14 protein-coding genes are annotated in these 20,340 nt (G+C 49.9%); 13 read left to right on the forward strand and 1 reads right to left on the reverse strand.

Translation table 11 applies throughout. The annotated features are described in order from the left end of the window. The first annotated feature begins 118 nt into the window (after window positions 1-118). The 5 genes from ACMGDE_RS06485 (at window position 119) to ACMGDE_RS06505 (ending at window position 6,911) form a co-directional block, all read left to right on the forward strand. Complete coding sequence (locus tag ACMGDE_RS06485; RefSeq protein WP_436831955.1) at window positions 119-1,687, forward strand: calcineurin-like phosphoesterase C-terminal domain-containing protein; 1,569 nt, start codon at window positions 119-121, stop codon at window positions 1,685-1,687. A gap of 42 nt (window positions 1,688-1,729) precedes the next feature. Then, on the forward strand, window positions 1,730-2,737 hold the full coding sequence (locus ACMGDE_RS06490) for a nucleoside hydrolase (RefSeq protein ID WP_436831956.1): 1,008 nt from the start codon (window positions 1,730-1,732) through the stop codon (window positions 2,735-2,737). 141 nt (window positions 2,738-2,878) lie between these two features. Then, window positions 2,879-4,387, forward strand: a complete 1,509-nt coding sequence (locus ACMGDE_RS06495; RefSeq protein WP_436831957.1) for an aldehyde dehydrogenase (NADP(+)) — start codon at window positions 2,879-2,881, stop codon at window positions 4,385-4,387. 7 nt (window positions 4,388-4,394) lie between these two features. Continuing rightward, a complete protein-coding gene (locus ACMGDE_RS06500) occupies window positions 4,395-6,047 on the forward strand; it encodes a UxaA family hydrolase (RefSeq protein ID WP_436831958.1) in 1,653 nt (550 codons plus the stop codon). An 18-nt stretch (window positions 6,048-6,065) separates the two neighbouring features. After that, the gene (locus ACMGDE_RS06505) at window positions 6,066-6,911 is read left to right on the forward strand and encodes a fumarylacetoacetate hydrolase family protein (RefSeq protein ID WP_436831959.1); all 846 of its coding nucleotides are present in this window, start codon (window positions 6,066-6,068) and stop codon (window positions 6,909-6,911) included. Here the strand turns inward: ACMGDE_RS06505 and ACMGDE_RS06510 are convergent. After that, window positions 6,902-7,780, reverse strand: a complete 879-nt coding sequence (locus ACMGDE_RS06510) for an AraC family transcriptional regulator (RefSeq protein WP_436831960.1) — start codon at window positions 7,778-7,780, stop codon at window positions 6,902-6,904. The two genes, ACMGDE_RS06505 and ACMGDE_RS06510, sit on opposite strands and share 10 nt — an antisense overlap. 177 nt (window positions 7,781-7,957) lie before the next feature. Here ACMGDE_RS06510 and ACMGDE_RS06515 point away from each other — a divergent pair, with 177 nt between their 5' ends. The 8 genes from ACMGDE_RS06515 to ACMGDE_RS06550 all read left to right on the forward strand — a co-directional run bounded on the left by ACMGDE_RS06515 (window position 7,958) and on the right by ACMGDE_RS06550 (window position 20,218). Beyond that, window positions 7,958-8,851: an AraC family transcriptional regulator gene (locus tag ACMGDE_RS06515; protein WP_436831961.1), complete on the forward strand. Its 894-nt coding sequence runs from the start codon at window positions 7,958-7,960 to the stop codon at window positions 8,849-8,851. A gap of 90 nt (window positions 8,852-8,941) precedes the next feature. Continuing rightward, a complete protein-coding gene (locus tag ACMGDE_RS06520; protein WP_436831962.1) occupies window positions 8,942-9,733 on the forward strand; it encodes an SDR family oxidoreductase in 792 nt (263 codons plus the stop codon). Between the two features lie 29 nt (window positions 9,734-9,762). After that, on the forward strand, window positions 9,763-10,587 hold the full coding sequence (locus ACMGDE_RS06525) for a sugar phosphate isomerase/epimerase family protein (protein WP_436831963.1): 825 nt from the start codon (window positions 9,763-9,765) through the stop codon (window positions 10,585-10,587). Further along, on the forward strand, window positions 10,584-11,846 hold the full coding sequence (locus ACMGDE_RS06530) for an MFS transporter (RefSeq protein ID WP_436831964.1): 1,263 nt from the start codon (window positions 10,584-10,586) through the stop codon (window positions 11,844-11,846). Before ACMGDE_RS06525 ends, ACMGDE_RS06530 begins: the two co-directional genes overlap by 4 nt. After that, window positions 11,843-12,697: a TIM barrel protein gene (locus tag ACMGDE_RS06535; protein WP_436831965.1), complete on the forward strand. Its 855-nt coding sequence runs from the start codon at window positions 11,843-11,845 to the stop codon at window positions 12,695-12,697. The genes ACMGDE_RS06530 and ACMGDE_RS06535 overlap by 4 nt, the downstream gene beginning before the upstream one ends. Window positions 12,698-12,833: 136 nt before the next feature. Beyond that, entirely contained in the window at window positions 12,834-15,101 is a 2,268-nt protein-coding gene (locus ACMGDE_RS06540; protein ID WP_436831966.1) for a DUF2961 domain-containing protein, read from the forward strand. A gap of 104 nt (window positions 15,102-15,205) precedes the next feature. Continuing rightward, a complete protein-coding gene (locus tag ACMGDE_RS06545) occupies window positions 15,206-18,307 on the forward strand; it encodes a SusC/RagA family TonB-linked outer membrane protein (RefSeq protein ID WP_436831967.1) in 3,102 nt (1,033 codons plus the stop codon). A 27-nt stretch (window positions 18,308-18,334) separates the two neighbouring features. Continuing rightward, complete coding sequence (locus tag ACMGDE_RS06550; RefSeq protein WP_436831968.1) at window positions 18,335-20,218, forward strand: RagB/SusD family nutrient uptake outer membrane protein; 1,884 nt, start codon at window positions 18,335-18,337, stop codon at window positions 20,216-20,218. Window positions 20,219-20,340 lie beyond the last annotated feature (122 nt).

Here is a 20,340-nt window from a genome sequence, read left to right on the forward strand (position 1 = left end):
TCGGGCGGATACTTTCGCCCAAATCTCAAAAAGCATGAAACCTGTCATGACAGCGGCTTTGCAAAGACGATGTAAATGCAGGTAACATGAGGCTTTAGAAGAAAAAAAATATTCTCGAATGAAAAAATATCTGGTGGCCGCGCTGGCCGTATCCCTCTTTCAATTATCGCATGCCCAAGAGGCTGCAATGGGTGTGGTTTATGAAGACACGAATGGTAACGGGAAAAAGGACCGACGGGAAAAGGGAATACCCGATGTCGCTGTCAGCAATGGCATACAGGTGGTACAAACGGATAAAAAAGGAAAATACAGCCTCCCGCTGGGCAATGACAATATCCTTTTCGTCATCAAGCCGGCAGGTTATGCCTTGCCGGTGGACGAACATCAGCAACCCCGGTTTTATCGTATTCACAAACCGGATGGCTCGCCGGTATCCAAATATGCCGGTGTGGCGGCAACGGGAGAACTGCCCAGGAGCGTTGATTTCCCATTGCTGAAGACAATGGAGGAGAAAGCATTTACCGCGCTGGTTTTCGGAGATTCTCAGCCTTATACGAAGCAAGAGGTAGATTTTTTTAAAAAGGGAATTATTGAAGAGGTGAAACAGACAAAGGGACGGTCGATCTTTGGTATCACCTTAGGGGACTTGGTAGGCAATGACCTGTCACTGCATCCGGATTACAAAAGCGCTATTGCGCAAATCGGTTTACCCTGGTTTCATGTCATCGGCAACCATGATATGAATTTTGATGCGACTGCCGACTCCTTATCGGACGAGACGTTTGAAGCTAACTTCGGGCCGAATAATTATGCGTTCAACTATGGCGATGTGCATTTTATCGTCCTGGATGATATTATCTATCCCAACCCCCGTACCAATAAATCATACCTCGGCGGATTCCGGAAATCACAGCTGGATTTCGTGGAAAATGACCTGAAATTTGTGCCGAAGGACAAACTGGTTGTATTGGCTTATCACATTCCGCTGTTTGTCAATGAAAATGCGTTTGAGCATAAAGACAGGGCCCGCTTGTTTGGCTTGCTGAAGGGCTACCGTCATACCTTGGGACTGTCTGCCCACACACACTATCAGATGCAGTATCAATACGGAAAAGAGGAAGGTTGGAACGGAGAAACACCATTCCACGAGTACAATGTGGGCACCACGAACGGCGATTGGTATTCCGGTGCGTTGAATGAATTGGGTGTGCCGGTATCAACCATGCGCGACGGTACGCCGAGAGGATATGCATACCTGCACATCGATGGAAACCGTTATTCCTTTAACTACCGGGCTGCTGGGCGAGATACGTCTTATCAGATTGAGATCACGGCTCCTGATCAGGTATATGTAGACCAGAGTAACCGGATTTCGTTTTATGCCAATTTCTTTGTTGGTAAAGAAGATGACGTGGTCGAGTACCGTGTTGACGGCGGTGAATGGACAGCACTGAATTATGCCTCCGAGGCTGATCCCCAATATCAAGATAATATTTATCGTTGGGACTTGGCCAAGACGCCCGTATGGGGAAGAAGGCCATCAGACCCGGTACCCTCCACACATTTGTGGAAGGCAAAGCTTCCTAAATGGAGTGAGCCTGGCAAACATACGCTGGAGGTACAGGCCACGGATATGTTTGGGAATACCTTTACACAATCAAAGGAAATTGAAGTGTTAGCTCCATAACGCCTATTGGCATAATTGCAAATAATACCGTAGATTAGTCCTATGTTTTCAATAGCTAGATTTACGGTCATTGTCTCTTTCGGAATGTTGTTCGCGCTCGGTTGCGCACAAGAATCCATGAACGGCGCGACAAGTAGCACCCCCAAAATCATCTTCGACACCGATATGGGGCCTGATTATGATGATGTTGGTGCTATTTCGGTATTGCACGCGCTGGCTGACAGTGGCGAATGCGAAATCTTGGCCACGGTATCCAGCGACGGACACCCGTCCATCGCGCCCACGATCGAGGTGTTCAATCGTTATTTTGGCAGGGATAGCCTACCAATCGGAATCCCAACCGCTGCAGCACCCAACTTTACGGCGCCGAATGGTTGGAACGACACCCTGGTGAATAGGTTTGCACCCGACCTGAGGGACAAAGCGTACCCCGCCGCGGTGAAGGTATACCGGAAAGCGCTGGCAGCGCAGCCGGATAACAGTGTCACCATCGTGACGGTCGGCTTCCTTTCGAATATAAGCGATTTGCTGGATTCGCAGGCAGACGAATATACCGAGTTGAATGGGGTGGACCTCGTCAAAGCCAAGGTGAAGCAATGGGTCGCGATGGCGGGAGCCTTCCCAGAAGGGGGCGAATTTAATGTAAACCAGCACGCCGCGGCATCCTTGAACGCCATTAGCAAGTGGCCAAAACCCATCTTATTCAGCGGCTTTGAAATCGGCGCCAAGATTTTTACAGGGGGTAAAGTCGCACAGCAAGATCAACCTAGCAGCCCTGCGGCCAGCGCCTATGCTTACAACCTGAAAACGTACACCAAAGAAGGCGAAACTAACCGGCAATCCTGGGATCAAACGGCCGTGCTATGTGCCATCCGCAATCCGGAAGATTACTTCTATGTAAACGGGCCGGGGAAACTTATTGTCCATGAAGATGGTTCGAACGCATGGGATCCAACGACCGATGCGGGGCATTATTTTTTAAGCCATAAATACCCGTATAGCTATATTGCTCAAACCATTGAAGCGTTGATGTTGCATACTCCGCAGTAATAGGTAGTTGGCTTAAGCCAATATAGTATCAGAATAGGCCAACAATGTGGTGGAAAACCAACGTATTGTTGGCTTATTTTGTCTTAGCTTTTTTGAGGAGGTATAAACCAGCTAATTTTACCCCAAATACGGATGGCAGCGATGACAGATAAACAGTTGAATGAATCCCCTACATTATTGGAATGGTCGGAAGTTCAGGATTATATAAAACGTGCGGAAGACGCGTCTGAATCATATAGACGATATCCCGTGTCGCGGCGTATTGATTTTTTACGGCAGATCACGATAGAAATAGACGCCATTCGGACTGATCTCGTAGCGGCCAGTCATCAAGAAACGCATCTTCCTGAAGGACGCCTCAATGGTGAGATCGACCGGACGGTTAATCAGATCAATTTATTTGCGGAGCTGCTGAAAGAGGGATCGTGGGTGAATGCCATCATCGATACCGCAAACCCGCAGCGTACGCCCGTCCCCAAACCGGATGTCCGGCAAATGCAGTTGCCTGTCGGCCCCGTCTGCGTTTACGGGGCGAGCAACTTTCCGTTCGCATTTTCGGTGGCCGGAGGTGATACCATATCGGCTTTGGCCGCTGGATGTCCGGTATTGTATAAAGTCCATGAGGGACATCCGCAAACGTCCTCGCTGGTGAGCGGCTGTATCGAACGGGCGGCAAGGCAAACGGATATGCCGAAGGGCGTATTCGCTTCGTTGACGGTTGCCAGGGAAGTAGGTGTACAGATGGTCACTCATCCCTCCATAACGGCGGTTGCCTTTACGGGCTCTTTTTCTGGGGGCAAGGCGCTGTACGACGCGGCCGTAAGGAGGCCCGTCCCCATTCCGGTTTACGCGGAAATGGGAAGTATCAACCCTGTTTTTCTGTTGCCCGACCAACTGAAATGTCACGCGGAGGCAACGGCTGCAGGTTTAATGGCCTCCAATACACTGGGCGCCGGGCAGTTTTGCACAAACCCGGGCTTGATGGTCATGCTGCAGTCGCCAGAAGCGGAGCAGTTCCTGACGGTATATGGTAAACAATTGGCCGAACAAACGTGCCATGCCATGTTGACCCCCGGTATCTACGATGCCTATTCTGGGGGCGTGGAGCGTTTGAAATCTGTTAACGAGCTCCATGTATTTGGCGAGGGAAAAACTGCGGGATTATCACCAGGGGCGGCCATTCCGGTTGCCTTCCGCGTAACCGGAAGGGATTTTCTTCATAACCCGGCATTGCGGGAAGAGTATTTCGGTCCGGCATCCATTCATGTGGTCGCGGAAGACAAAGCGCAGTTGCTGGAAATTGCGAAATCGCTGGATGGGCAGCTGACCAATAGTGTTTGGTGTACCGATGAAGACATCGATTCGTTCGCACCCTTGTTCCGCATCATCGAACACAAAGCGGGTAGGCTGATGATCAACGGAGCCCCTACAGGAGTGGAGGTGTGCCATGCGATGATCCATGGAGGGCCTTTTCCTGCTACTACAGACACGAGGAGTACCTCAGTGGGGACACAGGCCATCTACCGGTTTACCCGGCCGGTGTGTTACCAGAACTACCCCGATCGCTTGTTGCCCGTTGAGTTGCGGAATGACAATAGGCAAGGCATCTGGCGGAAAGTGGATGGCGAATTAACCAAAAAAAACCTATAAACAAACGATGACGATAACCTCTTTGCGGATACACCCTCATGATAATGTGGAAGTAGCATTGGCAGATCTTTCAAAAGGTGATTGGGTTAACAGGGGAAGCGAGCGTATTCGCTTGCTGGATGATGTGCCGGCCAAGCATAAATATGCCATCAAAGACGTCGACGTGGATGCGGATATCATTATGTATGGTGTGTTGGTCGGCAAAGCGGTTGCTCCCCTTCAAAAAGGGATGTTGATTTCGACTTCAAACATCCACCACGCGTCCGGTGAATACCGCGTGAGTCGGCGGAAGACGGAATGGATACAGCCGGATGTATCCAACTGGGAGAACCGGACGTTCTTGGGCTACCATCGGACCGATGGATCCGTGGGAACCAAAAATTACTGGCTGCTTATCCCGCTGGTGTTCTGCGAAAATAAGAACGTGAGCCTCATCCACGAAACCCTTGTAAAAGAATTGGGTTATCAGCGTGAAAGGTCTCCTTATGGTGGTTTGGTGAAAGCGTTGAAACAACGCTACCTTGACGGTGAGATCGATAATCTAACAGGATATTCGGTAGACGATGCAACTCACGGTGGCCTACAGGATAAATTGTTCGCCAATGTTGACGGCATCAAATTACTTACCCATACCTTGGGTTGCGGAGGAACCAAAGATGATGCACGGACGTTATGCGGACTACTTGCGGGCTACATCACACACCCGAATGTGGCGGGGGCAACCGTGCTGAGCCTCGGCTGCCAAAATGCCCAGATCCCGTTGCTTGAAGCGGAGATTGCCCGCCGCGACGCACAGTTCAGCAAACCTTTGTATCTGCTTGAACAGCAACGCGTCGGCAATGAGTCGGATTTGTTGCGCGAAGCCATCTCGAAGACCTTTGGCGGACTGGTGATTGCCAATAGTTACACGCGGCGGCCAGCGCCACTTAGCAGACTGTGCCTCGGCTTGGAATGCGGAGGCTCCGATGGATTTTCGGGTATTTCGGCCAACCCAGCATTGGGCTACGCCTCTGACGTGTTGGTGACGCTGGGCGCATCGGTTGTGCTTTCCGAATTTCCCGAACTGTGTGGCGTGGAGCAGGAGCTCAGCGACCGGTGTGTGGATGATGACACCGCTGGTAGATTCGTGCATTTGATGCAGACTTATCAACGCAGGGCAGAAGCAGTTGGGTCTGGTTTTGATTCCAATCCCTCAGCGGGAAACATCCGGGATGGCCTGATTACTGATGCCATCAAATCAGCGGGTGCTGCAAAAAAAGGAGGTACATCGCCCGTGGTGGATGTTTTGGATTATCCCGAAAAAGTGACTAAACCGGGACTGACGTTGCTTTGTACCCCTGGCAGTGATATCGAGTCTACCACAGCGGAAGTGGGAGCCGGCGCGACGGTGGTGGTGTTTACCACCGGATTGGGTACGCCCACGGGAAATCCGATAACACCCGTGGTGAAGGTTTCGACGAATACCCGGTTGTATGAGAAAATGGAAGATATTATCGATTTGGATGCGGGAACGGTAATTCGCGGAGAAGAATCTATTGAGGAAGTTGGCGAACGTATTTTGGAACATATTGTCCAGGTGGCTAGTGGCGAGGTGATTGCCAAAGCGGAAACAGGAGGGCACGATGATTTTATTCCATGGAAACGGGGAATTTCACTTTAATGGGGCTAATCAATTGTTATGAAGCTATACAAAACTACACGAGGAGCCTTGCTCCATGCACCGGGCGGTTATTATCAGATTGATGGCGATTGGGATCAGCTGATCAATCGCGATCATCTTTATGCATACTTCCGTGACCAAGCGAAATCAGCGCAAATAGTGCAAGAAGGAGAGGCTAAAGGTTGGATTGCGAACGAGTTGTTGCCTCCGATTGGACGACAGGAAGTATGGGCCGCTGGCGTGACCTATTTTCGAAGCATGGAGGCGCGTATGGAAGAGGCGAAAGACTCTGGCGGTGCTGATCTATACGATCGGGTATACCGCGCTGAAAGGCCGGAGTTGTTTTTTAAGGCGCTGCCCCACCGGGTAGCCGGGCACCGGCAATTGGTCAGCATCCGCAAGGATTCTGCCTGGGATGTGCCTGAGCCTGAACTGACCCTTTTCATCAATTCTTCCGGAAGCATTCAGGGCTACACCGTCGGAAATGATATGAGTTCACGAAGCATCGAAGGCGAAAATGCGTTGTACCTGCCTCAAGCGAAGGTGTATGATCGCAGCGCAGCGCTGGGACCGTGCCTGTATGTTCCCGAATCGCGGATCGATCCGGAGACGATCATCGAGCTGGAAATTGTACGAAAGGGGCAGGTGATGTTTCGCGATTCCGTCAAGATTAATCGTATAAAACGCTCATTGGAGGAATTGGCTGGTTACCTATACCGGGAATGCCAGTTTGCTGACGGCAGTTTTCTGATGACAGGCACGTGTTTGGTACCCCCTAACGAATTTACCCTACAGGTGGGCGATGTGGTGGACATCACGATCGGCCCTATCGGTACGCTAAGCAATACCGTGGCTTATAACTGAGGGGTTGCTCGGTAGGTTTTTAGGTACTGCTGGGGAGTCTGTTGCATCACCGCTTTGAACTGCCGATTGAAGTTTGATAGGTTGCTGAAACCGGATTCAAAGGCAATCTGTGAGATGTTTTGCCGGTTTTCAATCAACAGTCTGCACGCATGGCCTATGCGTACTTCTAATAGGAATTGCCAGTAGGTTTTAAGTGTACGGATCTTGAAATACCGGCAGAATGAGTGGGGACTTAGGTGGACCGCGGAGGCCACCTGTTCGATGGATAGGGGTTCTTTGAAATGGGTAAACGTGTAGTTGAAGATCTGGTCAATGCGGTCTGTATTGCTGGTATTGAACGTTTGGACGAATCCTGTGCTGGAAAGCAGTTCGTGTGTTTCGGAAGCGGCAATGAGATCGAGGATACGCAGAAGCCGCTCAATGCGTGCGATACCTGCTGTATGGGCGATACCCTCTAGGTTTGAAGCCACCTGCGACTGGGTATTGCCCGTCAGTTTTATCCCGCGTTGCGCCCTTTCCAGTAGTTTTTTTATGGACATCATTTCGGGCAATGCCAAAAAGGACTCCCCCCAAAAGTTAGGTTTGAAATGAATGGCTATTGCTTCAATCGTCAGCTCGGACGATTGCTCAAAGTAACGGGCGTCGCTACGCCACAAGTGAGGGATATTAGCCCCCAATAAGATGAGATCACCGTCTCTGAAAGGCTCCATGCTGTCACCGACCAGCCGGATGCCATTGCCCTTGCGTATAAGCGTCAGTTCCACCTCAGGGTGGTAATGCCAATGGTTATACAGGTAGGGATGAATATCTTCTCTGATGCTGAAGGAATAATCAGATCCCGTATCGATTTTGCGGAGGATTGGTTTCACGGCATAAATATACAGGCGATCGTGCCTCTATGGCACCGGTTGATAATAAAGTTTATATGATTGCTAATCTACTTTAAGCGGAGCATAGCGCAAAAATGGTATATTTGTATAAAACTTCGTGTTTTTTGCCAATTGTAATTTCCTGTTATTACGCTAAGTCATTTAAGTGACCATGCCATGAAACCGCTGCTAAAAATCGTCAACACACAGAAAGACAAATCTTTCCAAGTCATGCGGGAAGATGCACCCTATTTTTTCCCGTCATGGCATTTCCATCCTGATTATGAAATTATGCTGGTGCTGGAAGGCACGGGTATGCGATTTGTCGGGGATAGTATGCAACGCTTCCGTGCGGGTGATCTGGTTTTTTACGGCGCAAACATTCCGCATCTTTACCGGAGTGATCCCGAATACTACCAAAAAGATTCATCATTACGGTCAAAGGCTGTTGTGGTTTATTTCAAAGAAGATTTTCTGGGTAAGGACTTTTGGGCTATTCCCGATATGGCGCCCATTAGGCGGCTGCTGCACCAATCAAAGAAAGGGATAAAATTCAAAGGTGCAGGGAAGGAAAAATTAAAACATCATATCCAGCGGTTGGGCGATCATAAAGATGGTGTGGATAACGTCATTGATTTACTGACCATCCTGAAAATTATGGCAAATACCGGAGAGTATGAGTGCCTATCCAGTGATTCTTTTGCAAGGTACGTGGATGAAGATGATTGCGAACGGATGAACAAAGTGTATCAGTTTATCATGGATCGCTATGCGCAAAACCCTACCTTGGAAGCAGTAGCATCCGTGGCGACTATGAGCGTGACGGCTTTCTGCCGGTATTTTAAATCGCGCACCAATAAGACATATACCCAATTTCTGAATGAAATAAAGATCGGCCATGCCTGTAAGCTGCTTATTGACGATGACTTGAGCATCTCGCAGGTATGCTTTGAAACGGGCTTCAATAATTTCCCGCATTTCAATAATCAGTTCAAAAGAATCGTTGGCCTCACGCCAAGCCAATACCAGTCGGTACATCTAAAGCCGATCCGACAGCCTAAGATTAGCTAAAATAATTTAAGCAGTTGCAAATCCCCTTTAGGAAGCGCGTAAACGCAGCTCCTACTTTTGTCATGACAATGTGAATGAAATTATAGACCGATGTCATTATCATTATTCAAATTGCAGGGCAAGCGTGCGTTGATAACCGGCGGCACGCAGGGAATAGGGCTGGCTATCGCGCAGGGCTTGGCCCAGGCGGGCGCCACCGTGGTGATCAACGCACGGAAACAGGCGAAATTGGACGAGGTACTGGTCCAATTTGAACGGGCGGGGCTGGCCGCCGTCGGTGCGCTTTTCGATATCACAGACGCCGCCCAGATAAAGGCGGGAATCGCCTATATAGAAGAACATGATGGACCTATTGATATTTTGGTGAACAATGCCGGGATCATCCGCCGTGCTCCGGCGGAATCCCTTAAAGAAGATGATTGGCATGATGTGATCCTTACCGACCTTACCGCCCCATTTTTGATGGCTAAGTATGTGGGACAATACATGATCGGACGAAGATGTGGGAAAATCATCAACATCTGTTCGCTGATGAGTGAATTGGGGAGGGATACGGTAGCGGCATATGCTGCCGCAAAGGGAGGATTAAAGATGCTTACCCGAAATTTAGCGACGGAATGGGCACCGTATAACATCCAGATCAATGGCATTGGACCCGGATACATCGCTACCCCCATCAATGTGGATTATCGTAAACCGGGTAATCCGCTGAATGATTACATCATTAGCCGTACACCGGCTGGCAGATGGGGAACACCGGAAGACTTGGTCGGCACCGCTATTTTTCTGGCATCCGCAGCATCTGATTTTATCAATGGGCAGCTCATCTATGTAGATGGGGGATTGGTGACCTCCTTCGGTAAACCCATGGAAAAAATATGATCCTTTAACGTTTTAATATAGCTTAAATTATGAAAACCAGTTGCTTATCCGTTTCGCTGTTTCCGAATATTATGAATGGTGAAATGACCATTCCTGAGTATGCGCATTTCTGTAAAAGTATCGGGTTGGATGCTTTTGATATCGGCATTATCTTGTTGAAAAACCATACCCCTAAATACATCCGCGATACCCGGGAGGCTATTGAGGATGTGGGCATTCCGTTGGTGATGGTGACCACCTACCCGGATTTTACGCATCCCGATCTGCTGCAGCGGGAGCGTGAATTTGACTTTTTGGTACACGATATTGCGCTGGCTTCGGCAGTCGGTGCGCAATACCTCCGGGTGACGGCCGGTCAGGCGCATCCGGAAACCAGCGAAAAGGATGGGATCGCTTGGGCTGTAGCCTATTTGAAAAAGGCTGCACCAATCAGTGATAAATATGGGATCACCTTGGTATATGAAGACCATTCCAAGCCGGGAGCCTGGGACTATATGGACTTCAGTAATCCGCCAGCCATCTTCTTGGAAATCGCCCGGCAGCTAAGGGGTACCTCCATCGGAATCAACTTTGACACCGCAAATATTTTAGTAGCGGGCGAAGATACAACGATCGACGTACTGGATCAGGTGATCGATCAGGTGAAGACCATTCATGTGGCCGAAACGGCCACGAAGGGCAAGATGGATCCAGTGGCTATCGGCACGGGGATCGTACCTTTTGAAGAAATATTCAGGTATCTGAAAGCGAAGCAATTCGATGGATGGCTATGCCTTGAAGAATGGGGAAACCAAGGTACAGAAGGCGTGAAGCAAGCGGTTGCGTTTGTCAAGGAAACTTGGGCAAAAGCATGAAAATCAAAAACCTCCGTTGGTGGATTGTCGGCTTGATTGCGTTAGCAACGGCGATCAACTATTTGGATAGGCAAACGCTGCCGGTGGCTATCGGTGAACTCCGGAAGTCCTTTTCGGTCACCGACTCACAATACGGGATGATTAATAGTCTCTTTTTATTTGCCTACGGCACCATGTATGCCGTAGGCGGACGGCTGCTTGACGTATTGGGCACCCGGGTGGGATATGCCATCATGATCATTTGGTGGTCGCTCGCCAATATGTTACACGGCTTGGTCTCGGGCGTATGGGGATTGGGTGTGGTACGCTTCCTATTGGGCATTGGCGAAGGAGGAGGGTTTCCCGGATCGGCCAAAGCGGTCTCGGAATGGTTCCCGGCTAAGGAACGGGCATTCGCTTTTGGTATTTTCAATACCGGGTCCAGTGTGGGCGCGGTGCTTGCCCCACCGTTGCTTGCGTTGATCATTACTGCCCTCGATTGGCGCTGGGCATTTGTGTTGACCGGCCTGCTCGGATTGATATGGGTAATCCTATGGCTTAAGGTTTATGAACAGCCTTCGCGGAATAAGCTGCTTACCGAGGCGGAGAAAAAGCATGTTATCCGTTCGTTAAAAGCGGATACCCGAAAAGAACAGGTAACCCTCCCGTGGATAAGCCTATTTAAGTGCCGTCAGGTGTGGGGATTACTGACGGTTAAGTTTCTGACAGATGCAGGCTGGTTCTTTTTTATCTTTTGGCTGCCCAAATACCTGAATGATATACGGGGGTTGGATATCATCGGCATAGGATCGTATGCTTGGATACCCTATGCGTTTGCCGGTGCAGGAAGTTTTTTAGGGGGGTGGTTTAGCAGCTACCTGCTCAAGCGGACCGGCTCGCTCAATATATCCCGAAAAATACCGATGGCTATCGCGGCCTCGATGCTGCCCCTATCCTTGCTCATTGTCGATGCGCCGTTGACGGGAGCAATTGTGTTCTTTGGCTTGGCGATGTTCGGTCATCAATTGTGGTCTACCATTGTGCAGACGCTGGCCGCAGACATGTTTCCCTCCAGTATCATCGGATCGGTATCCGGATTGATGGGATGTATTGGGACCTATGGGGCGATGTTGTTCAGTTTTTGCATCGGTTTTGTGATTGAGCAATACGGGTATGGGCCTGCTTTTCTGATTTCAGGCACACTCCACCCCATAAGTTTGCTGATCATCCTACTATTAATCAAGAAAGTTGAATCTGTTAAATTATTGAAAAGCATATGAAGTTATCCGTTGCAATTGCAGGCGAACACGCCCTACCAAGTGCTTTTGTCGTTTTTCGTGGCTTTGAAAAGAGCATTCAAAAGGCCGCTGAACTTGGTTTCAATGGTGTGGAATTGGCATTAAGAAGGGCCGAAGAGATCAGTCCACCTTACCTCAGGGGTTTGCTGGATAGGCACGGTTTGGAAGTGTCCTGTATTTCAACAGGCCAAGTCTATGCGGATGGTGGATTGCGTCTGACGCATGAAAATGCCGCCAAAAGAAGTGATACCATTCATATTTTTAAGGAGCTGATTGACTTGGCCGCAGAGTTTGGACAAATTGTCAACATTGGCCGGGTACGAGGCTCAATAGGAGATAAGCCACGTGAAGAGATAGAAGACTTATTTGTGGAGGTAGCCCGTGAATTGTGTACCTATGCGCGCAAGCGTGATGTCACGCTGATCCTTGAGCCAGTCAATCGGTATGAGATCGATTTTATCGTATCGGTCAAGGAGGGGGTCGCATTGATGAAAAAAATCGGGATGCCTAACATGATGCTGATGCCCGATGTATTCCACATGAACATCGAAGATGTCACCATCGGTCCCGAACTTGCCGAAAACATTGACCATATCAAATATATCCACATTGCAGATTCCAATCGCCTGGCCCCGGGGCAGGGACATCTGGATTTCAAGAACATACTGGATAATCTGCTGCACGTAGGCTACGATGGGTGGCTTTCCCTGGAGATTTTGCCTAGCCCTGATCCGGACACCGCCGCCAAGCAAGCTGCTGACTTCGTACTTCCCCTGATTAGGGAATATAATGGTGCGCTATTAAAAAGCAAACAGAATGATCTCGCCTCTTGATGTTGCTAAGATACTTTAACAACCTGCAAATTTCATTTAGGCGATGTATCCGAACGATCGGTAGTTTAGCGTGGTAAAATAGACTGACCAAAATATTATAGACCAATAAACCGGTTATACAAAGAGGGAACAAGGTATGAAACGTAACTTATGGAATGTAATCATCTGGATGGGATTGAGTTGCCCAGTTAACCCGTTGGCGGCCCAGCAACCCCCCACTATACCGGTGGGCCTAGATGCTTACCGGATGTGGCATCAACTGCCGCTGCAACGTATCGGCGAGCGCGCGTATATGGTGAGCACCTATATGCGTGAAGGGGGAAACAGGGATGCAGATTCGCGCAATTTCCTCTGGATGGGTGAAAATGAAGATTATAACGTGACGATGGATGTAATGGGGCCGGGAGTGCTTTATTTTAAACGGACAAACCACTGGCATGGAAGCCCATGGCACTACGTGGTGGATGGCAATGATTACTTGATAAAAGAAACCGGAACGGCCACCCCTGAAACCGCAAAAAAAGAAATCAAACACGCCACGTTTATACCCGAAAAATCGTTCCCTGAGCCGTTGGTTTTTACGTGGACCAAAACCAAGGGGGCGGACCTGATGTGGGTGCCTATCGGGTTTGAAAAATCGTTCCAATTGGCTTATGGGCGTACGTTCTATGGCACAGGGTATTATATTTTTAAACGGTATGCGAATGAAGAATACCTTTCCCAGCCGATTAAAGCATGGGATGTCAACGATGTGCCGGACCCCGCCGTCGTCGATTTGCTAAGCCGTTCGGGGAGTGATATCGCACCAAAAAATATACCCACGAAGCAAGGTACCATTGCGCTTGATCATTCCCGCAAGGTTTTTGCCGAAATCAGGGATGCCGGCCCATCGGTGGTCAGGGCACTCAAATTCACCCTGCCGATTGAAAAGGCGATCGACTTGGAAGATCTGCGGTTATTGGTGACGTGGGATGACCGTGTCGACCCCTCCATAAATGCCCCCTTGGCATTATTTTATGGCACTGGAACACTTTATAACCGTGAGCAACAGGAATATTTGGTTAAGGGTTTCCCAATCAACGTCCGCTTTGACTATGGCAGCCAACAGGTTGAGTTATCCTGCTATTACCCCATGCCTTTTTTCAAGTCTGCCCGGTTTGAAATAGCTGGAATCGATCCAAGTGATATCGGAATCCAATATGAGATCCGGTATGAACCTTATCAGGATGTGGCCCCCAGCCAAAGTAGTTATTTCCATGCCACCTATCAGGATTTTTCAAACCCAGCGCTGGGGAGGGATCTGACCTTATTGGATACCCGGGGGATAGAAGGGGAAGCGGTATGGTCGGGGAATTTCGTGGGCACTTCCTTTCTGTTTACCAAGCGCAATTTCCTGCAGACACTGGAAGCCGACCCCCGTTTTTTCTTTGACGGAGCCCGAAGCCCTCAAGCGCACGGCACGGGAACCGAAGAATGGGGTGGCGGGGGTGATTATTGGGGCGGAGAAACCATGACCCTGCCGTTTGCCGGTCACCCGGTGGGTGCCCGCAGGGGGGATGAAGCCAAAAATGAAAAAGACCTTTACCATTCGGCCTATCGGTTTTTAATTGCCGATGCGATGCCTTTCGGGAACCGGGCCGTGATTAATTTGGAGCATGGCGGATGGAACCTATCCAAGGAGCATTACCGAACAGTAGCCTATTGGTACGGATTGCCAGCAGCCTCGTTGATTCAAACCGATGAGGTCAATATCGGCAATGTCAAAAGCGAAGATTATCATGCTTATCATTCACCGGATGCTTCGGAAGTACAGGAGATCACGTCGCGTTACGATGGTTTATCCATCGATACGTTTCCGGCAGAGGCTTGGGAGTTGCCGAAGGGCCAACGCGGCTACTACGATCGATATGTAGGCGGCGAAGTGTTCCCCGCCCACACCGAAACCGGCAGGTATACGCAGGGCGTATCCGAGTTTTCGGTACACGTGGATTCAGCCAATTATGGGGCGATGTTGCGCCGTGCATTGGATTACAGTTTTCCCAACCAGAAAGCGGAGGTATATATTGCCGATGCCAGCAGCGCATTCAATCCCGAAAATCCCCAATGGGAATATGCCGGAATCTGGTATACATCGGGTGCTAATACCTATATGTACTCACCGCCCAAAGGTGAGCTGGGCGAGCGGGTTTATAACGTCATGACATCCAACAGGATGTTTCGCGACGATGAGTTTTTAATTCCTGCACGGCTCACACGGGGGCGCTCCGCAATACGGGTACGGATAAAATTTGTTCCAGAAGATAGAGCGCTGTATCCTGGCCATCCATATCCTAAAAAAAGTGCGTGGAGTGAACTTCGATATGAGGTTTATAGTTATGTGATGCCTGACTTTGTGGTCAAGTAACGCTTGATCGGCTATCACGTTCCCTAAATACCTGAAAAATGCTCAATGTAAACCATTGAGTAACCAATTATTGCTTAACCATAACCGAATGTATGATGAAACAAATGAGACGATTGTTATGTGGTGCGTTTGTGCTGATGTTATACGGCCAAGCGACTTATGCACAGACCAAAACCATTGCCGGTAACGTTGCGTCCTCGGTAGACAGCATTGGCATTGGCGGTGTGACGGTCCAGGTAAAAAACAGGGCCCAGCGGACGGTGACAGACAACGGGGGGGATTTTTCCATTGAGGTCAATGCGGGGGAGACCCTGGTCTTCAATTACCTTGGTTACAGCACCAAAGAGGTCACGGTAAGCAACGAAGCAACGAAGCTGGTGATTTTCCTTGATGCCTCAAATGACCGGCTTGATGAGGTGGTGGTCATCGGGTATGGACAGCAGCGGCGGCGCGATCTGACGGGTGCCATCGCATCGGTGAGCGCTGAGGAGTTCGAAAACGAGCGGCCACAAAATGTTGCTGATATCCTGCGCAACAATACGCCGGGTCTAGCGGTCGGGATTTCGTCTTCTGCCCAGGGGGGCGGGAGTTTCGAGATCCGGGGAAACAACAGTTTGCGGACATCCACCGATCCGTTGATTGTACTGGATGGTGTGATCTATGTGGGTAATCTTTCGGATATCAATCCGAATGATATCGAGTCGATAGATGTGATGAAGGATGCCTCTTCTGCGGCCATTTACGGCGCGCGCAGCGCCAACGGGGTCATCCAGGTCACGACCAAGCGGGGGAAGGAGACTGGCAAACCGGTGATCAATCTTAACTCCAGCATAGGCCTGTCACAACCAACAGGCTACGGGGAAGTATATGGCGCCCAGGAGTTTGTCAATTGGCGTTCAGCATTGATGAAATCATTGAATTATTATAACCCCGCAACCAAGGATAAGCTGTATTTGTATGATCATCCGGATAACCTCCCATCCGGTGTCAGCCTGGATGACTGGCGCGAAGGACTGAGCGGTGAGCCGTTGGATATCTGGCTTTCACGGCTGGGAATGAGACCATTGGAGATCGAAAACTACAAAGAAGGCCGCTCCATTGACTGGGCGGACATGGTGTACCATAACGCATTCAGGCAGGACCATAACATTTCCCTATCGGGTAGGGCCAGCGCACTTAGCTATTTTGTATCGTTGGGCTATAATAACAATGAGGGGGTAGTGGTTGGAGACCGGTTCAAAACCATCAGAAACCGGATCAATATCGATGCCGATGTAACTAGGTGGCTGAAGGTCGGGATCAACTCGCAATTTGCCAGACGGGATGAAAGCAACGTGAACGCGGGGACCGATATCCGGGTTATTTCTCCTTGGGGAAGCCTGTATGAAGATGATGGGACGACGCTGCGGCTAAGTCCGGTGGATGATTTGGTCGCAGCGCGCAATCCACTTTATGATCGCGCATTTACGGATCGGTTATTGGACATCACGACGCTTACAAGCACGTTGTTTGCGCATGTAAAATTGCCATTGGGAATCACCTACCAAGCCAATTACACCCCCCATTTTAACATGCGGCGCTATTTCAACCACCAGTCCGCCGCACATCAAGAATGGGGGCGGTTCGGTGGTCAGGTCAACCGGGAACACAGTGAGAATTTCACCTGGCAACTGGACAACCTGATCAAATGGAGCCGTGCATTCAATAATCACCAGCTGGATGCGACGGTCCTGATCAATGCGGAGAAAGTGCAGGGATGGGGCGACAACCTCAGCGTGCAGGAGTTTGCTCCATCGGACGTACTGGGTTATCACAATGTCGGTGCGGGGAGCAGCGACACCCGCAATGTCGGAAGCGACGACATCTACAGTACGCGGGATGCGTTAATGGGGCGCCTGAATTATTCATTCAAAGACCGGTATATGGTTACCCTGGCGCTCCGCAGGGACGGGTTTTCGGCCTTCGGTGTCAGAAATCCACGGGCCTATTTCCCGACGGCAGCATTGGGATGGGTGTTGAGCGATGAGACTTTCCTCCGGAACGACTTCCTTACCTATGGGAAACTGCGGCTTTCGTGGGGCGAAAACGGGAACTCGGCCATCGGCATATATGATGCATTATCACCGATAGGTATCAGCCAGTACCCGTATTATGATCTGGTCACTGGCGCGGCGTATGAGGTGAATCGGATGTTTGTTACCCGAATGGCGAACCATGAGCTGAAATGGGAGCGGACCCAGCAGTTGAACGCCGGTTTTGATTTTTCGATCAAAGAAGGCCTGTTTGACGGTTCGATCGACCTGTATCGCTCGACCACACTTGATCTGCTGGTAGATCGCAGTCTGCCGCTGGTTAACAGCTACGCCAGCGTGACAGATAACTTGGGGAAAGTGGAAAACCGGGGGATCGAGTTTATCCTGAATGCCGCGGTCATGAATCGCAAGCATTTTACGTGGAATTCCAGTTTCAACTTCACGTTAAACCGGAATAGGATCGTTAGTTTGTATGGCAATATGGAAGATGTGCTGGATAGCGGGGGAAATGTCATCGGTGAGCGCGAATCCGATGATATCCTCAACAGGTGGTTCATCGGGAAGGCCATTGATGCCATATGGGCACCGCGTGTGCTGGGCGTGTGGCAGTTGGGAGAGGAAGCACAGGCGGCGGAATACGGACAATTTCCCGGTGATTTCAAGCTGAAAGATGTGGACGGAAACGGGGTGATCAATCAAGCGGATTACGAATTTCAGGGCAATCGGGAGCCCCAATACAGGTGGAACCTCCGGCAGGAATTCAGGTTGTTCGAGCAACTGGAGTTTGCTTTCAACCTGTATGCACAGCTGGGATATAAAGCGATTTTCAACCAAGCGAAAAACAGCGATGGTTTCCCCGAACGGCAGAATGCGTTCGTGACAGCCTATTGGACCCCCGAAAATCCGACCAATGCGTACAGCCGGCTCTATGCGCTGACAGGCGGTGTGCCCTTTGATATCTATCGGAACAAATCGTTCATACGCCTCGACCGGGTGAGCGTGGCGTATTCCGTTCCGCAACGTTACCTCAGTAGCATCAGCCTGAAGAGCCTGAAGCTCTTTTTTAATATTCAGAATGTGGGCGTTTGGGCGCCGGATTGGGAATTGACAGATCCGCAGGCGGAAGGTTTATATCCGCGGAATTATACGTTCGGTATTAACCTGTCGCTGTAATTATATGACCATAAAATGATGACGTTTATGAAAACGACAGCTAAAAAAATTAAAACTGCTATATTGGCGCTTATGTCGGTAGTTGCCCTCTTGATCATTCCATACGGCTGTAATAAGGAGTTTTTGAGTCCTAAGCCACTATCTATTTTTACACCAGAGAATGCGATGACCAGCGTGGCCAGCTTGTATAATGCGCTTGCCGCTTGCGACATTCAGGTCCGGGAAGAGATTTACGGGGATTCGCCTCCCTATCTTACCGAACTGATGTTTTCTGACCTCTCTGTAGAAGGGATGAATGATAACCCCGGGACCAACCAGAATGCGACGCTGATGGTGACACCTACCGCCAATTTGGATAATGGCAATGGTAACCGGATCTTATGGCATATCGAAAACGGATACCGAGGGTTGCGGAATGCGCATGTGGTGATTGATGCCATCAATAATTTTGAGATGGAAGAGGCGGAGAAGAATGCGATATTGGGCATGGCGTACTTCCATCGGGCCATGCGGTATTACCGCCTGACACATCAATTCGGCGATGTGCCGTACGTGGGAAAGCATATTATATCTCCGCGGCTGGATTTTCATTCTACCCGACGCGAAGCCATTTTGCGCAAAATGAAACAGGATTTGGAATTTGCCGTACAATGGGTGCCTGATCAGGTAGATCGGGGGCGACCGACAAAAGGGGCTTGTGGGCACTTATTGACCAAAATCAATCTTGCATTGGGCGCATTTGATGATGCCATTGCTTCTGCCAATGCGGTGATTAATAGTGGAGTATATGCCTTGATGCGGGAACCTTTCGGCGCCGTGCCTCAGGAAGAAGGCAACTATTTTTCGAGCCGCGGTATTGTGAGGGACGACGTAGTTGCCCGGCTGCATTGGTACGCTAATAAACATATTCCCGCCAATAAGGAGGTGCTGTACATGGTCAATTCGGAGGAGAGCTTGCCGAGTTCACGCGCAGATCTGCAGATCATGCGGCAAGCGCTGCCATTCTGGAGCAAGACGGCTGCCAAGCAAATCTATACGCCAGACGGCAGACCTGGCATGTCCGATCAGGCGGGACGGGAGATCGATTTGGTACGGTCGTTCGGCCGGGGCATCGGCCGTACGCCGCCTACGGTTTATCATGCTGTTGAGATATGGGATGATCCCAATGACCTGCGCCACAAGCAGTATAACTGGATGCGCATGGAAGATTTGGTTTATAATCACCCGGACTTAAAAGGGACAAGCGCTTATTATGGCCAGCCATTGCAATTACAGACTGAAAACGGCAGGGTGCTGACATCGGATACCATCGGCAATTGGTATGGCTGGCCGCACTATAAAGTGTATACACCGGATCCAAGGAACGTACAGCCCCGTGGAGGGGCGGGTGACTGGTATATTTTCCGTTTGGCCGAAACCTACTTGCTACGGGCCGAAGCGTATTGGTGGAAGGGGCAGCCCGAACAGGCCATGGCCGACATCAACGAGGTGAGGACACGGGCGCATTGCGCACCCTATACCGATGCCAGCCAAGTGGATATCGGTACGGTATTGTCTGAGCGTGCGCGCGAGTTGTATTGGGAGGAGCCGAGAAGGACCGAGCTGACCCGTATCGCCTTTATCTTTGCGCAGACTGGGACCGCATTCCACGGCAAAACGTACTCCATGGCCGATTTCGGGACCAGCAATTTTTATTATGACTGGTTGATGGAGAAGAATAACTTTTTCCGGGATAATGTGGTTGCCTTTAATGGTCAGACTTATGATATTAAGCCTTACCATGTACTTTGGCCAATCCCACAGCGTATGATTGATGCGAATACGCTGGGCATCATTAACCAAAATTTTGGGTACGACGGATATGAAAATAATGTTCCGCCGTTGGATGAAATACCGGCAGAAGAACTATAGATACCGCTTGGCAACCCATGGGAATCGCGATGATGGCGGATACGGCGCTCGGAAGTAATGCTTTTTGCTAGAAGACGGATAAAAAACAGGTAGAATAGGATAGCAAAAGAGTGGTCGGTGGT

Origin of the sequence: Parapedobacter brassicae, assembly GCF_051400755.1 — a bacterium.
Classification (GTDB): Bacteria; Bacteroidota; Bacteroidia; order Sphingobacteriales; family Sphingobacteriaceae; genus Parapedobacter.